The sequence below is a fragment of the Halalkalibacter sp. APA_J-10(15) genome (genome assembly GCF_023017105.1).
Classification (GTDB): domain Bacteria; phylum Bacillota; class Bacilli; order Bacillales; family Bacillaceae_D; genus Halalkalibacter.
This window is the reverse complement of record NZ_JALKEV010000005.1, coordinates 123,291-138,444: the sequence shown is the minus strand read 5'-3', so window position 1 is coordinate 138,444 and position 15,154 is coordinate 123,291. Positions and strand designations below refer to the sequence as shown.

General features: G+C 39.1%; 11 protein-coding genes, 1 pseudogene and 1 other annotated feature. Of the genes and pseudogenes, 4 read left to right on the top strand and 8 right to left on the bottom strand.

What is annotated here, in order from left to right; translation table 11 throughout:
* Positions 1-2 precede the first annotated feature (2 nt).
* The 5 genes from MW695_RS07760 to MW695_RS07740 all read right to left on the bottom strand — a co-directional run bounded on the left by MW695_RS07760 (position 3) and on the right by MW695_RS07740 (position 5,621).
* Complete coding sequence (locus tag MW695_RS07760) at positions 3-725, bottom strand: pseudouridine synthase (RefSeq protein WP_247104647.1); 723 nt, start codon at positions 723-725, stop codon at positions 3-5.
* Entirely contained in the window at positions 722-1,399 is a 678-nt protein-coding gene (locus MW695_RS07755; RefSeq protein ID WP_247104646.1) for an NAD(P)-binding domain-containing protein, read from the bottom strand. Before MW695_RS07755 ends, MW695_RS07760 begins: the two co-directional genes overlap by 4 nt.
* 73 nt (positions 1,400-1,472) lie before the next feature.
* Positions 1,473-2,666 (bottom strand): rod shape-determining protein RodA, encoded by a 1,194-nt coding sequence (gene rodA, locus MW695_RS07750; protein ID WP_247104644.1) that lies wholly within the window; start codon positions 2,664-2,666, stop codon positions 1,473-1,475.
* 32 nt (positions 2,667-2,698) lie between these two features.
* Positions 2,699-3,853: a putative lipid II flippase FtsW gene (gene ftsW / locus MW695_RS07745; protein WP_247104643.1), complete on the bottom strand. Its 1,155-nt coding sequence runs from the start codon at positions 3,851-3,853 to the stop codon at positions 2,699-2,701.
* 127 nt (positions 3,854-3,980) lie between these two features.
* Positions 3,981-5,621: a putative polysaccharide biosynthesis protein gene (locus tag MW695_RS07740; RefSeq protein ID WP_247104642.1), complete on the bottom strand. Its 1,641-nt coding sequence runs from the start codon at positions 5,619-5,621 to the stop codon at positions 3,981-3,983.
* A 415-nt stretch (positions 5,622-6,036) separates the two neighbouring features.
* Between MW695_RS07740 and MW695_RS07735 the strand changes: the two genes are divergently transcribed.
* Positions 6,037-7,305 carry a BaiN/RdsA family NAD(P)/FAD-dependent oxidoreductase gene (locus MW695_RS07735; protein ID WP_247104640.1) on the top strand — a complete coding sequence of 423 codons (1,269 nt, stop codon included), beginning with the start codon at positions 6,037-6,039 and terminating at the stop codon, positions 7,303-7,305.
* A gap of 304 nt (positions 7,306-7,609) precedes the next feature.
* Here MW695_RS07735 and leuS read toward each other — a convergent pair whose 3' ends face one another.
* Entirely contained in the window at positions 7,610-10,039 is a 2,430-nt protein-coding gene (gene leuS / locus MW695_RS07730; protein ID WP_247104638.1) for a leucine--tRNA ligase, read from the bottom strand.
* Positions 10,040-10,165: 126 nt separating this feature from the next.
* Positions 10,166-10,386: a binding site (T-box leader), on the bottom strand.
* Between the two features lie 172 nt (positions 10,387-10,558).
* Here leuS and mnmL point away from each other — a divergent pair.
* The 3 genes from mnmL to MW695_RS07715 all read left to right on the top strand — a co-directional run bounded on the left by mnmL (position 10,559) and on the right by MW695_RS07715 (position 12,733).
* A complete protein-coding gene (gene mnmL / locus MW695_RS07725; RefSeq protein WP_247104637.1) occupies positions 10,559-11,524 on the top strand; it encodes a tRNA modification radical SAM protein MnmL/YtqA in 966 nt (321 codons plus the stop codon).
* Positions 11,521-12,090 carry a tRNA 5-(aminomethyl)-2-thiouridylate-methyltransferase MnmM gene (gene mnmM / locus MW695_RS07720; RefSeq protein WP_247104636.1) on the top strand — a complete coding sequence of 190 codons (570 nt, stop codon included), beginning with the start codon at positions 11,521-11,523 and terminating at the stop codon, positions 12,088-12,090. The genes mnmL and mnmM overlap by 4 nt, the downstream gene beginning before the upstream one ends.
* Before the next feature lie 79 nt (positions 12,091-12,169).
* Complete coding sequence (locus MW695_RS07715; RefSeq protein ID WP_247104635.1) at positions 12,170-12,733, top strand: beta-class carbonic anhydrase; 564 nt, start codon at positions 12,170-12,172, stop codon at positions 12,731-12,733.
* Between the two features lie 177 nt (positions 12,734-12,910).
* Here MW695_RS07715 and MW695_RS07710 read toward each other — a convergent pair.
* Together MW695_RS07710 and MW695_RS07705 are read right to left on the bottom strand one after the other, a co-directional pair.
* A pseudogene (locus tag MW695_RS07710) lies at positions 12,911-13,452 on the bottom strand (transposase); the annotation flags it as partial.
* Positions 13,453-14,027: 575 nt separating this feature from the next.
* Entirely contained in the window at positions 14,028-15,074 is a 1,047-nt protein-coding gene (locus MW695_RS07705; protein WP_308446077.1) for a tetraprenyl-beta-curcumene synthase family protein, read from the bottom strand.
* Positions 15,075-15,154: the final 80 nt, after the last annotated feature.

The following is a 15,154-nucleotide window of genomic DNA, read 5'->3' as shown; positions in this document are numbered from 1 at the left end:
TTTTATTGGTTAGTATGATCATTAAATAGGAGAGGCCATTCATCCTCACGCAGTTCACGATATCCTCCCAATTCCAACGTTTCATCTAACCGTAAGTTAGCAATCTGTATTCGTTTTAATTCCATTACTTTCTTCCCCACTGCTTCAAACATCCTTTTGACTTGGTGATACTTTCCTTCAGTAATCGTTAATTGTACTATTGAGACCTCACCTGCTTTTAAAATGGTTAACTCTGCAGGCTTTGTCCAATAACCGTCATCTAATTCCACACCTTTTTGAAAAAGGAGTTTTTCCTTATCGGTTACTTGCCCATCCACTTCAGCTATATACGTCTTTTTAACATGCTTCTTAGGAGACATAAGCGAGTGAGAAAATTGACCATCATTTGTTAACAGTAATAATCCTTCTGTATCTTTATCTAGACGTCCTACCGGAAATGGGTCATATCGCTGATCATCAATCTCCAACAGATCAACAACGGTTTGGTGATGATGATCCTCTGTCGCCGAGATAACCCCTTTTGGTTTATTTAACATTAAATAGATAAACGGTTGATAATAAATGGTTTCATCATAGACGCTCACTGTATCATTTTGTGGGTCAACTTGCGTTTTCGCATCTTTCACAAAATTGGCATTCACTTTTACAGCACCTGTTTTCAGAAGCTTCTTCACTTCTTTTCTTGTTCCATAGCCTGTATGGGATAATAATTTATCAAGTCTCATTGATGATCCACCTTTTTTTGCACTTCATTTACAAATGTACGAGCAAAATGACCAAGATCTCCTGATAAATAACTGTTTAAAACACCAGGAACTACTTGTTTGAGCATTTGTGAAGAAATATCATCTGAGATACCTTTTTTCTTTAATTCCTTCTCAACAGTCATAGCCATTTCGATCGCTGCTTTCGTTGCAAGCGTGTTAGCCATCAGAACCTCTTCTTCTGTTCCAATGACAACTTGCATGAGAGGAAATAACTGATTGATCCAGTCTCGTTTTCCACTCCATTGCTTTTCGAGAACGAGCGTACCACCTTGATCATATGTCGCTTGAATCGCATGACCAGCAAACTTTAATGGAAGCACAGCTTGTCCTTGCAGCATCTCTTCAACATCTTCCTTCATCAACGCAGTTGCCATATGGTAAAGCGTCGCCTCTTTTTTTAAAAAAGGATTCGCTTCTTTAAAAAAAGCCTGATAGCTGGAGGCAGGGATACAAAGAAAGATATCATCAGCGACTTTTAATTGTTCGATAGAGACTTTCGTTAAATGGGAATACCTTGCTAATAACGATTGTATCTTACTTTCGTTTCGTCCATACACCCCGATTGTCTCTGAACGATTGACTCGATCAATAAGCAATGTTGCTAACCTTCCAGAACCAATGATTACTTTCATGATCATCCCTCCTCATTTTTTTCACTTCACAACTTCTTCTATCTATACCCGTGTTAACGTGCGTTCACTCTTATCATGACAAACTATTTTCATCAGATTCAAACATATAGTGCTTCGTTCGCATATTAACATTCAAAACAATTCCCATTGCAATCATATTCGTAATGAGGGCACTTCCCCCATAGCTAATAAAAGGGAGTGCCAAGCCAGTAATCGGCATTAATCCAATCGTCATCGCAATGTTTTGAAAAACTTGGAAAACAAGTAAGCCGATCACTCCTGAAACTAAATACGTTCCAAACAAATTGTTACACGTAAGGGCAATTATAATCATCCGATAAAATAATAAGAAATACGTCACTATTAAAATAACGGCTCCAAAGAACCCAAATTCTTCTCCAATGACAGTAAAAATAAAATCAGTATGAATTTCAGGAACCGTATCACTTTGTGTTTGCACTCCTTGCATGAAGCCAGTTCCATACAATTGCCCCGAGCCAATTCCACGAATAGCCGTAACGAGCTGATATCCGAAGCTTCCTTGATATTCATAAGGATTTAACCAACCATAAATACGATCTAATTGATGACCAGCAATAAATTTTGAAAACAATTCATAATTCGTATTATGGAGATAAATAAGCCCTAACAACCCGGCAACTGCTGATAGCCCAAGTGCAAGCAAAATCCTCCACGCAACCCCCGACAATAGTAGCATCGTTGCAATCACACTTGCAATAACAAGAGCCGTTCCTAAATCAGGTTGTCGCAAAATAAGGAAAAAAGGTGGCAACCCGACCGCTAACACTTTAAAAACAATAACAAGATCTGACTTCAAATCTTTAGACACACGATTATGGGTAATCTTAAATAACATGTGTGCCAAAATGATAATCAGAACGATCTTCATAATTTCTGACGGCTGTGGCTCCGCAAAGCCTAAATCTAGCCAGCGAGTTGCCCCATTTCTATGCACTCCTAAAGGTGTGAAAGATACTAATATTAAAGAAATTAAACTTATGAAATATAATGGGATTGAGAAGCTCTTAAACAAATCATAATCGACAAATAGCATCCCAATCATGATAATAAAACCCGCTACATAAAACACTAATTGTTGTGTAACGACAGCAGAAGGAACCAGGGCATATTGAGTAGAACCAGAAACCCCACTATAAATCGCTAACAAGCTAATACACATTAAAACAAACATTAAAAACAGTAGCGTATAATCGATCTGTTGAAAAGGTGTCTTTCTTTCTTCCATTTGACCCTCCATCTATAGAGCAGCAATCTTACTTATGAAGCAGAAAGCTGGACGTCATCTTTATTTTCATTTAAACGTTGTTGCCGAATGTTGTAGCGAGAAATATTGGCTAAAATCGCCAAAGAGACTAAAGTAACTAACAAGGATGAACCTCCATTACTAACGAGCGGAAGGGGAATACCTGTAATAGGTAATAGACCCGTTACCGCCCCAACATTAAACACTACTTGAATCGCAATTTGAAAGACAATTCCAAATGCTAACAAGCTCCCAAACGGGTTCTTACATCGTGTCCCGATCATGACCCCACGAAACAAGATTAGAGCATGTGCTCCTAAAACGAATAAAATGCCTAGAAGACCTAGTTCTTCAGAGATAACAGCTAGAATAAAATCCGTAAATGGCTCAGGTAAATAAAATAACTTCTGCACACTTTGTCCCAGACCCGTACCACTTATTCCACCATGAGCAATCGCAATATACGATTGAATCAATTGTAATCCAGAATCTAACGGATCAGCAAAAGGATCAACAAAAGAAGTTAATCGTCTTATGCGATAGTCCTCAGACATTGAAAAAGCAGCGAACAAAGATCCACCTACAACACCTAAACTTAATAAATGCCACCATTTTGCACCTGAAAAGAAAACAATGATGACTGCCACAAGCATAATGGACGTCGCCGTTCCTAAATCAGGCTGAAGCATAATGAGACCAAATATAAAACCTACAATGATAAGTGGTGGCATGACACCGCGAATAAATTGATCGATGTATGCTTGCTTTTGTGAATACACCTGTGCCAAATAAATAATAATCACAATTTTGACCACTTCCGAAGGCTGAATTTGAAATGATCCAATCCGAATCCATCTTGTTGCTCCATTGACAGTATAGCCTACTCCAGGTACTAGGACGAGTGCCAGTGCGATGAGTGATAAGATAATAAGCAATGGTGATAGCTTTTTATATAACCGAAAAGGAACATGCATGACGACAAAGAAAAAGAAAGCTCCAAGAGAAAACCATTGTAATTGTCGTTTTATAAAATAATATGGGTTTGGTGTTTCCATTGCGATTCCAAATACATAGCTTGCACTAAAGACCATAATAAGGCCAAATATCGTAAGAAGGAATACAGTTATTATTAAGAACCAATCATTATCTTTTCGAAATGAATATTTCATCGCATCCTCCAACTACACCCTATTTCTACCATTTCTGTTCAAGATTATTGTGAGCTATTCCTTTATTATATCAAAGGCGAAAAAAGAGCAAAAGAGGATATCATTAGCAACACTTGTCGAATGCCCACTAATTACCTTGCTGTTGTTTTGCCTTTTCTCTTTTCAAGAAACGAAAACGATTTCCTAATACTTGTCCTGCTAAATGAGAGCGGTAAGATAGGAACATAAAAATAACAAAACCTACTCCTGTCCCTAAAAGCAAAATTCCCCACTCAGCTAAACGTGTCAACTCTTCCAGCATTTGTCGCATCCCAAGGTTAATGACAATCACGCCTATAGCCATTATAAACGAGAAGATTGAAATAAGGAGTGCTCTTTTCATAATAAATCCATAATGGAATTGAGCGTATTTTCCAATCGCTGTGATCGTAACAGCAAGCGAAGTTATATAACCTAAATAAGTTGCGAAAACTCCCCCTATTGGACCAAGCCAAGAAAGTAACACTTGAGTTGTTAATAGCTTGACGAATAAACCTACTGCTAACGCGATGACAGCATATTTCTGTTTATTAAGCCCTTGTAAAATGGCTGCTGTTACAGCAAACAGTGCAAAGAATAAAGTGATTGGTGCATAATACCGTAAAATATAACCACCAATTTCAAGATCCTCTAGTCCGTATAAAGACCCAAAAACTGAATAAGAAAGTACAGATAGCCCTACTGCAGCTGGTATGGTTAAAAAGAGAATGATTTGAAAAGTTTGCGTAATCTGTTTCTGTAACGTTTGTTGATCACCGCTCGTATATGATTTAGTAATCGTTGGAATCAACGTCACAGATAAAGCAGTCGCTAAAGCCATAGGGATGAGAATAATTTTATGGGCTGTCCCTGAAAACACACCAAAATACGTCTCAGATACGACCTGATCCATCCCATTAGCCATTAGTGTATGATTAAACGTAAATAAATCAATTATTTGGTACAGAGGTAAAGCTAAACCAACAAACGAAAGAGGGAGAGCATACGCTATTAACTCTTTATACATCTCTTTATAGGAAAGCTGATGATCGACGGTGCTTTTATCAATTTGCTCATAGATAAACCGTCTTCGTTTAAACCAATACATCACTAATATGATTAAACCACCAATCGCACCTGTAAATGCTCCAAATGTTGCAAATCCAACTGCCGTACCTACTTCGCCATTCATCACTTGTATGATAAAGAAAGTCACAACTAGGATGAAGAAAATACGAACGAGCTGTTCAATCACTTGTGAGACAGCAGTTGGCCCCATTGATTGAAAGCCCTGGAAGTACCCACGGATTACAGCCATAATAGGAACGATAATTAAGGCAATACTCACCATTCGAATCGTAAAAACAATATCATCGTGTGTATTTCCGCGAAGATCTGAAGAATCAACGATAAGAGGAGCTAAAGATGGTGCAGACAGAAATAATAATAGAAAAGCGACACATCCTGTTATGGATAGAACGATGATTCCTGACTTAAACAAGCGATGACCTGTACGGTAATCACCTAATGTATGATATTTTGAAACAAATTTTGAAATCGCTAAAGGTACTCCTAAAGTTGCCAAACTAAGCAAAACCATGTAGGGGAGATAACCATAATTATATAATGCTACCCCAGTTGAGCCTACGATAGCTGTAAACGGAAAAATATAAATGAGACCAAGTACTTTTGAAATCATTGTCGCAGCTGTTAAGAGCATTGTGCCGCGCAATAACTTTTGATCAGACATCGTCATACCTTCTTTCCCTAAAGAAAAGCTGCATAGCAGTCTTTTCTTAATTGCATCGTGCGTAGCCGTTTCACGGGTTTGAGTTAATCGGAGAGTGAACTTCTTTCAGATTAAGTGTAACGTGCAAGCCGACGCCCTTCTCTGAATTCTCTTACACCCACTTTGGTTAATCTTTTAGAATTTTATAAATAAAGAAAAACGCAAGTAGCTTCTATTCTTAAATCCATATAACGTTCCTCGTCTTAACATTTACTTTTAAAGACTCCTTTGCATTTTACCATAGAGTCAAGTCTAGTGCTTAACTAAAAGGTTGCAAAATTCTAACATTCTTTGTAATTAATTTATACCCCGTGCTTGCTTTCCGTTTCATAAATTGGTATACTTCTTTATTCTTTGTATGAGATGAGGTGTAGAAGTGAAACAAGATGTCATTATCATTGGTGGTGGGCCATCTGGTCTAATGGCCTCTATTGCCGCTGCAACATACGGTGCCGACGTACTGCTTATCGATAAAGGAAGTAAACTCGGACGCAAACTAGCGATTTCAGGTGGTGGACGTTGTAACGTTACAAATCGAATGGAAACCGACCACCTGATTGCCCATATCCCTGGGAATGGACGATTTATGTACAGTCCTTTTTCTGTTTTCAACAATGAAGACATTATAGCTTTTTTTGAAGGGCTTGGTATCGCGTTAAAAGAAGAAGACCGCGGGCGCATGTTTCCCGTTAATGACAAAGCGACCACAGTAGTCGAAACGCTTTTACGTGAAGTTCATCGACTCGGCGTAACCATTCGGACAAATACTCACGTTGAAACGATAGAATATGTAGAAGGTGCTGTCGATTACGTTCAACTATCAACAGGAGAAAAACTATACACTTCCTCTGTTATTATCGCAACAGGAGGAAAGTCAGTTCCACACACCGGCTCCACTGGAGATGGTTACCCTTGGGCAACAAAAGCTGGTCATACGATCACCGATCTATACCCGACAGAGGTCCCAATTACTTCTAATGAACGATTTATAAAGAATAAAACACTACAAGGCTTATCCTTACGAGATGTCCATCTTTCTGTTCTTAATCATAAAGGAAAGAAAATAAAGACACATGATGGTGATATGATTTTCACACACTTCGGTCTATCGGGGCCAGCCGTATTACGATGTAGCCAGTATGTCGTAAAGGAACTCAAAAAAGGAAAAACACCCTCCATTAAAATGGAAATCGATCTCTTTCCTAACGAGTCACTAGAGGCTTTATTTCAAATGGTTCTGAAACGCATGCAAGCTGCTCCGAAAAAAGCCGTCAAAAATGTGTTAAAAGGCTTTATTAGTGAACGAATGCTTCAATTTCTGCTTGAGCGAAGTAACATTGACTTGAATGCTGACAGCCAAGCGATTGCTCATGATGAGTTGAGAGCATTCACTCAAGAATGTAAGCATTTTTCATTCGAAGTAAATGGTACGCTATCGATTGAAAAAGCGTTTGTTACTGGTGGAGGGGTTTCGATTAAAGAGGTGGAACCAAAAACGATGCATTCAAAAAAGATGCACGGGCTATACTTCTGTGGAGAAGTTCTGGATATCCACGGCTACACAGGAGGCTATAACATTACTGTTGCATTTTCCACAGGGTACACAGCAGGAAAATCCGCTGCAGAACAAGTTGTTCACAGTTAATATCCACATTACACACATGAATTTAATTATCTCACAAACATTTCCACAACCTAATTCCCCACAACAGCGGTACATATAAGCCGCTCCTGAAATATACTTCGCTACCCGCGGGAAGTAGGTGAGCGCATTCGAAGCGAATAATTATGGCCATGCTCTTTAATCAAAAAAGCGTATCGACTACCTCGCTATTGCGGAACTTTGTCGACAGGCTAAGACCATTCTGGATTACCAATCCAGAATGGTCTTTTTAGAACAATAAGGATTTAAAAAACTTTGTGTGTTTAATAAGGAAAACATCTCACACTCATCCAACAACTATATTCACAAGCTTACCTGGTACAGCAATGACTTTGCGAACGGATTTATTACCAATCGCTGCTGTAATCTTTTCATCAGCTAAAGCTAATTCTTGCATTCGTTCACGAGATGCATCTGCAGGAATAACAAGCTTAGAACGAACTTTTCCATTTATTTGAGCAACGACTTCAATTTCATTTTCCACTAAAAACGCTTCGTCATAAGATGGCCACTGTTCATATGCAATCGTTTCTGCGTGTCCTAGCTTCTCCCAAAGCTCTTCTGCTAAATGTGGTGTAATCGGTGCAATTATTTTTACAAAGCCCTCCATTAAGTCGCTCGGAAGACGGTCTTGCTTGTAGGCTTCATTTATGAACACCATCATTTGAGAAATCGCCACATTAAAGCGTAGCTCGCTCATATCCTCTGTTACTTTCTTCACCGTTTGATGATAAGCACGAATGAATGCTTCTTCACCTTTTGATGCTTGGATTTTATCGCTAAGCTCTCCTGATTCTTCATTTACATATAAACGCCAAATACGGTCTAAGAAACGACGCGATCCATCTAATCCGTTCGTTGACCACGCAATCGATCCATCTAATGGTCCCATAAACATTTCATATAAGCGAAGTGTATCAGCACCGTGACTCTCTACTACATCATCAGGATTCACAACATTCCCTTTTGATTTACTCATCTTCTCATTGTTTTCACCGAGGATCATGCCTTGATTAAATAGCTTTTGGAATGGCTCCTTCGTTGAAACGACACCAATATCATAAAGAAATTTATGCCAGAAACGAGCGTACAATAAATGCAGTACCGCATGCTCCGCTCCCCCTATATAAATATCAACAGGTAACCACTTTTCTAGCTTTTCCTTGTCAGCAAGCACTCGGTCATTGTGTGGATCTATATAACGTAAATAGTACCAGCAACTCCCCGCCCATTGTGGCATTGTATTTGTTTCACGTCGCCCCTTTTTACCTGTCGTAGGGTCGGTTACCTCTAACCAAGTTGTTTCGTTGGCAAGAGGTGATTCACCTGTTCCAGAAGGGCGAATCTCCTTCATTTTTGGTAACACTAAAGGAAGCTCTTCTTCTGGAACAGTTGTCATTGTCCCATCTTCCCAATGTATAACAGGAATCGGTTCCCCCCAATAACGTTGACGGCTAAATAACCAATCACGTAAACGATACGTTACTTGCTTTTTCCCATACTGATTTGCCTCTAACCATGTGATCATTTGCTTAATTGCTTCTTCTTTACCGAGGCCATTTAAGAATTCGGAGTTAACATGCTCACCATCTCCAGTATATGCCTCTTTGTCTACATTCCCACCAGCAACTACTTCTTGAATCGGTAAATCAAATGCCTTCGCAAACTCATAGTCTCGTTCATCATGAGCAGGAACGGCCATAATGGCCCCTGTTCCATAGCTTGCTAATACATAGTCAGCAATCCAAATAGGTACCTTTGCACCGTTAACAGGATTAACCGCAAATGCCCCAGTAAAGACACCTGTTTTTTCTTTTGATAGCTCTGTTCGCTCAAGGTCGCTCTTTGCCGCTACCTGTTGTTTATATTCTTCTACAACAGACTTCTGCTCATCTGTTGTAACAAGTGTTACAAGCTTATGCTCCGGGGCAAGTACCATATACGTCGCTCCAAACAAAGTATCTGGTCGTGTCGTAAACACTCTTACTTCTTGATCAGCGTGACCATCAACCGAAAAGATGACCTCCGCACCTTCAGAGCGTCCAATCCAATTGCGTTGCATATCTTTAATACTTTCAGGCCAATCCAACTCTTCTAAATCTTCTAACAGTCGATCTGCATAAGCAGTAATTTTCAGCATCCACTGCTTCATCGGACGACGTTCAACTGGATGGTCGCCTCGTTCACTTTTTCCATCAATCACTTCTTCATTGGCTAACACGGTTCCAAGTGCTGGACACCAGTTCACCGCAACCTCATCAATATAGGCCAACCCTTTTTCATATAGCTTCGTAAAAATCCACTGTGTCCATTTATAATAGGAGGGATCCGTTGTATTCACTTCACGGTCCCAATCATATGAAAACCCAAGAGCTTTAATTTGTCTACGGAAATTGTCAATATTCTGTTTTGTAAATTCCGCAGGATCATTCCCTGTATCTAACGCATATTGCTCTGCTGGTAATCCAAATGCGTCCCAACCCATTGGATGAAGCACTTGATACCCTTGCATACGTTTCATACGGGATAATATATCTGTAGCAGTATAGCCCTCTGGATGTCCAACGTGGAGACCTGCTCCCGAAGGATACGGAAACATATCTAAGGCATAAAATTTCGGTTTATCGTTCCCCTGTTCTTCATTCGTTCGGAACGTGTTATGTTCTTCCCAATACGTTTGCCACTTACGTTCAATTTCCTCATGTGAAAATGCCATCTTTGTTCCTCCTGTATCTAAATTAACCACGACGATTCATAGCCTTTACATGCATAAGCCTTTTATAGCTCTGCTCTGCAGCTAACAAAATCTAAACTTCTAAAAAAACCCCCACCCCTAACAGACGTTAGGGACGAGAGTTATCATCCCGCGGTACCACCCACATTAATGAATACATAGATTCATTCGCTCAAAACGTATATCGGACGTAACCCGTTGAAAAGGTTATGTATACCCTATTTCAAAAACTCCAAGGTAAGTTCACGATCATTGTTCGACTGACTCGCACCACCCGTCAGCTCTCTTAGTTCCCAACTTACGTTACTACTCCTTCTCGACATTCTTGCATTATGAACTTACTAGTATTGTATGAATTCACAGTCGTGCTGTCAAGCTAGCATATTGCTTTAGTGCCATTGACATTCAATAAGCATTTGAAACATGAATCGCTCGTGATAAACTGTTTAAAGAGTCAGTAAAAAAGCTGATCATTTACTTTGTTGATTAAAGGAGTTTCGTATGAGCATTAATCAAACTAAACCAAGCCACTTTGGCGATAAACGATTTTATTCATGGAACCATTATTTAAAGCAACAATTTGGTGAAAGAGTATTTAAAATCCCTTTAGATGCTGGTTTTGACTGTCCGAACCGTGACGGCCATGTCGCTTTCGGAGGCTGTACCTTTTGTAGTGAACGTGGTTCTGGCGATTTTGCAGGTGACAGACGTGATGATCTAGTTACTCAATTCCATTCAATTAAAGAAAAAATGCATCAAAAGTGGAAGTCTGGAAAATATATTGGGTATTTCCAAGCTTATACCAATACATATGCCCCTGTTGATACATTAAAAAATTATTTTGAAAAGATTCTTGAACAAAAAGGAGTTGTTGGACTTTCCATTGCTACAAGACCAGATTGTCTTCCTGACGATGTCGTGGCTTACTTAGCCGAGTTAAACGAGCGCACGTTTTTATGGATTGAGCTAGGGTTGCAAACGGTCCATGAGAAAACCGCAACAATCATTAATCGAGCCCACGATTATCAATGCTATAAGGAAGGAGTTGAGAAGTTACGAAAGCATGGAATACGAGTATGTAGTCATATCATTAATGGCCTTCCTTTAGAGACCGAGGACATGATGCTGCAAACAGCTGAAGAAGTGGCACATTTAAATGTACAAGGAATAAAAATTCATTTACTCCATTTATTAAAACGAACACCGATGGTTAAACAATATGAAAAAGGATTAGTTCAATTAATGGACTTTGATTCATATATTCGCCTAGTCGTGGATCAATTAGAAATCCTTCCACCAGATATGATCGTACACCGTTTAACTGGGGATGGCCCTGCAGACTTAATGATAGGTCCAATGTGGAGCTTAAATAAGTGGAAGGTCTTAAATGCCATTGAATCCGAATTAACAAATCGAAACAGTTGGCAAGGTAAATATTATCAAATAGAAAAGGAGTTTCAGCAATGAATGTACAAGGAATCCTTCCTTTTGCTCGAACACTTCTAGAAAACACATTAGAAAAAGGCGATATTGCCATTGATTGTACTGTCGGCAATGGACATGACACGGTATTTCTTGCTCAACTCGTTGAAGCAAGTGGACATGTTTATGGATTTGATATTCAAGAAGAAGCCATCAACAAAACGAAACAGCGGTTACGTAAAGAGCACCTTGATCAGGTTACACTCTTCCATTGTGGTCATGAACAGATCGTAACGAAACTTCCCACCGATCACTTGTGCAAAGTCAAAGCGGCTATTTTTAATTTAGGCTACTTACCAGGTGGAGATAAAAGCATCGTCACACAAGGTACAACCACAATTAAGGCGATTAAAGATTTGTTGCAAAAAATGCCTCAAGGGGGGACGATCGTATTAGTGATTTATCATGGTCACCCAGAAGGCAAAAAAGAAAAGGAAACTGTTGAATCATACGTGACGCAAATTAACCAGAAAACAGCCCATGTCCTTAAGTATCAATTTATGAACCAAGTGAATAACCCTCCATACGTCATCGGTATTGAAAAAAGATAACCTTGACAAATGGACAGGCTGTCAAAAATAATAGGAAGAACAGATCATAGCTGTTATACAAAAAAAGGAGTGAACGTAAGTGAGCTTATTAAAAACTATTTTAAATCATAATGAACATTTTGTAGCTTCTGAACAATTTAAACATTATGAAACAACAAAATTCCCAGATAAGAAATTAGTAATTCTAACGTGCATGGATACGAGACTTCATGATTTATTGCCTGCAGCGATGAACATTAAACAAGGAGATGCTAAAGTCATTAAAAATGCCGGAGCTGTAATTTCACACCCTTTCGGAAGTGTGATGAGAAGTATTTTAGTAGCCCTTTACGCACTTAAAGCAGACGAAGTGATGATCATAGGCCATCATCAATGTGGGATGGCAGGGTTAGAGTCGTCCAATATTCTCGATATGGCCGAATCTCGTGGAGTGAATATGGAATCAATCAAAGATTTAGAGTTTGTTGGTGTTGATGTTGACAAATTCTTAACTGGTTTTCAAAGTGTAGAAGAAAGCGTTGAGCATAGTGTAAACATTGTTCGCAAACATCCTCTAATGCCTGACGATGTTCCAGTCCACGGACTTGTTATTCATCCTGAAACAGGAAAACTAGACCTTGTGAGCAGTGGCTACAAACTTTAAAAACGAAAAGAAGCTGGGACATAACTAGCGTCAAGAGGAAGGGCGAGACTCCTCCCCGCGGAAAGCGAGGAGGCCACTGAAAAACTTCCGTTTTTCGTGCTAATAAGATTTTAATTGAAAAGAAAAGGCAAATTCCCTCCATTTTCGGATGAGAATTGCCTTTTCTTTTGCTACTTGTTACTCTTTTTCATTCAAAAGCTTTATTATTCTCTTGAGATTCACCGCAAATATCGTGGTAGCAGCTTGAATTTGCATACCAAACAGACCCGAGGATGATGCAATTTTTATCCCGTGTCTCTTTTTTAATTCGCTATTTTTTGCTTCTATTTTATAACGTGACTTTGCCATTTCTTTAAACTCTTCTGTTTGTTGAAAAGCTTCTTGATCAGAATGTTCCTCTGATTTAATCGTCACATAATACGATTTTTGTTTTTGCTCCTTTTTTATAACACCCTTCTTGAAATGGACAGATTTTGCACTTTTCAACATCAAATAAGTATCGGACTCGTGGATTCGTATCTTTCCCTTTTCGTTCATCATATTTTTTGTGAGTAGCCATATGTCAAGCTTTACAAACATACATCCCGGCATCTTTATTAATTAAATTCGAATTCATCATTTTTTCGTGTTCCATGTGTAATGATAGGATGTAGTTTGGAAACAAGGTTCATGTTATTTGTTTTTGCAAATAACATATTGTCTTTTTCAGAGTAGGCTGTTAAATACCCATATATGGACTGAGTGTTATTGTTTCTTCATTTGATATCTATGTACTACCTAAATTATAAAATAAAATGACAGGGAAGTGTTTGATAAAATGAAACTTCAAACTGTAGATAAAAGGCCTTTGAGTTTCCTTTCTCAAAGGCCTTTTTAGACTATTTCTCTTATTTTCTTTTTATCGTTGAAGAGTAGGGAATGTCTATCTTACCTCTCAACAAAGCGGACGGGATGGGAGGGCCGACTCCTGCAGGAGGGAAGGGCAGGTTGAAATCCACCGGCGCAGCCGGTTAGTTCAATGCCCGCCTGCGTAAAGCGTGCCCCCCATCCCGGGAACGAGGGCAAAGCTCCCTTTCAAGTCCGAAGTAAACGAGCACTTTTTCAGTGGCTTCGAAAGCGAGTGGCTGGAGCGCAATGGAACGAACCTTTGGCAGCTACATATTCCTTGAAATGTGAGGAGAGCCCAAAATAATAAAAGTCGGTGAGATTTTACGTCAAGTAAAATTTCACCGGCTTTTCATTTCAGAGGAGGGATTTGTCCCAGCCCCTTTTCCTGTGTTTTCAAATCATTCATTTATCGCCTCATCATCCAGTTGTTCAAATAAAAAATAAGCGCAGGCCAGCCACCCATTTTAATCATTTGTTTCGACTGAGCTTTTAGCTGCTTATTTGTTTGAACTTTTTCATCGGCAAGGTACATAGCAATAACACCTTTTAAAATCATACGATGAAACGCCCCATCAGGTAACGAGAGCACGTTATGCTCAGCCTGCTCAACAAAATACGTAAAACGTTCGATCATCTCATCATCATCCTCGTAATAAAACAAAAAGTTTAATTCATCATCGGCAATGTCTTCTTCTTGATCAATGAAATAATCGAGTAATAGATGAACACCTTGTACCCAAGGGAAATAACCATCCTTCAATTCTTTAGCAATTTGATCAGTTAACCCTTCTCTCGTTGAATATGCCGCAAGTGTATACAGCCCTAACGTTGAACCTGTACATGCAGAAAACTCATACCAAGTCATTGTCGGTACAGAATGCTGATGCTTCGAAAACCAGCTTTCCAGTCTTGGAATTCTTTCTTCTTTAATAACATGTTTATGTACTTGCAAATCACCATATAAGCGACTTAACATGAGCATATAAGGCTGTGCAATATCAAAAGAAGGGAATGCTTGTACTAGTCGTTGACAGGTTTCAACTAGCTCTCTTAAATAACCACCATCATTACTCTCCTGATGATAGGCATAATAATCACAATCTTTTGCCTCAGGATTTAATCCATTTAATAACGCTTGATGTAACTGTCTAAAATCATTTGGGTCAAGTGCCGGACTTTGATCACATAAATTATCTAGATAATCACACATCAATTGATAGGCAATCATAAATTGAATAAACTCTTCAAACAGATCTTGATCAGCAAGGAGGCCAAACACTCCTCCCCCTTCACAATGAAATCCTTTTCGATCTAATGCGTCTAATGCTTGAGCTCTCAACTCATCATTAGGAATATCTTTTGCACGCTCTTTCCACTGATCGTAATATGTATGAACAGTAGGTAAAACGCGGCGGTATATGCGATATAGCAATGGAATTGGTTTTGTAGGCACACTCAAAAAGTGATCACCCCTTCTTTCTCTATAAGTTTAGTTGTTCATCGTTCGTCCTTACATACAGTAGCACACAGATA

Coding starts and splice junctions, on each gene's coding strand:
- MW695_RS07760 (WP_247104647.1), bottom strand. CDS start 725: ATGAGACTTGATAAATTATTATCCCATACAGGCTATGGAACAAGAAAA.
- MW695_RS07755 (WP_247104646.1), bottom strand. CDS start 1,399: ATGAAAGTAATCATTGGTTCTGGAAGGTTAGCAACATTGCTTATTGAT.
- rodA (WP_247104644.1), bottom strand. CDS start 2,666: ATGGAAGAAAGAAAGACACCTTTTCAACAGATCGATTATACGCTACTG.
- ftsW (WP_247104643.1), bottom strand. CDS start 3,853: ATGAAATATTCATTTCGAAAAGATAATGATTGGTTCTTAATAATAACT.
- MW695_RS07740 (WP_247104642.1), bottom strand. CDS start 5,621: ATGTCTGATCAAAAGTTATTGCGCGGCACAATGCTCTTAACAGCTGCG.
- leuS (WP_247104638.1), bottom strand. CDS start 10,039: ATGGCATTTTCACATGAGGAAATTGAACGTAAGTGGCAAACGTATTGG.
- mnmL (WP_247104637.1), top strand. CDS start 10,559: ATGAGCATTAATCAAACTAAACCAAGCCACTTTGGCGATAAACGATTT.
- mnmM (WP_247104636.1), top strand. CDS start 11,521: ATGAATGTACAAGGAATCCTTCCTTTTGCTCGAACACTTCTAGAAAAC.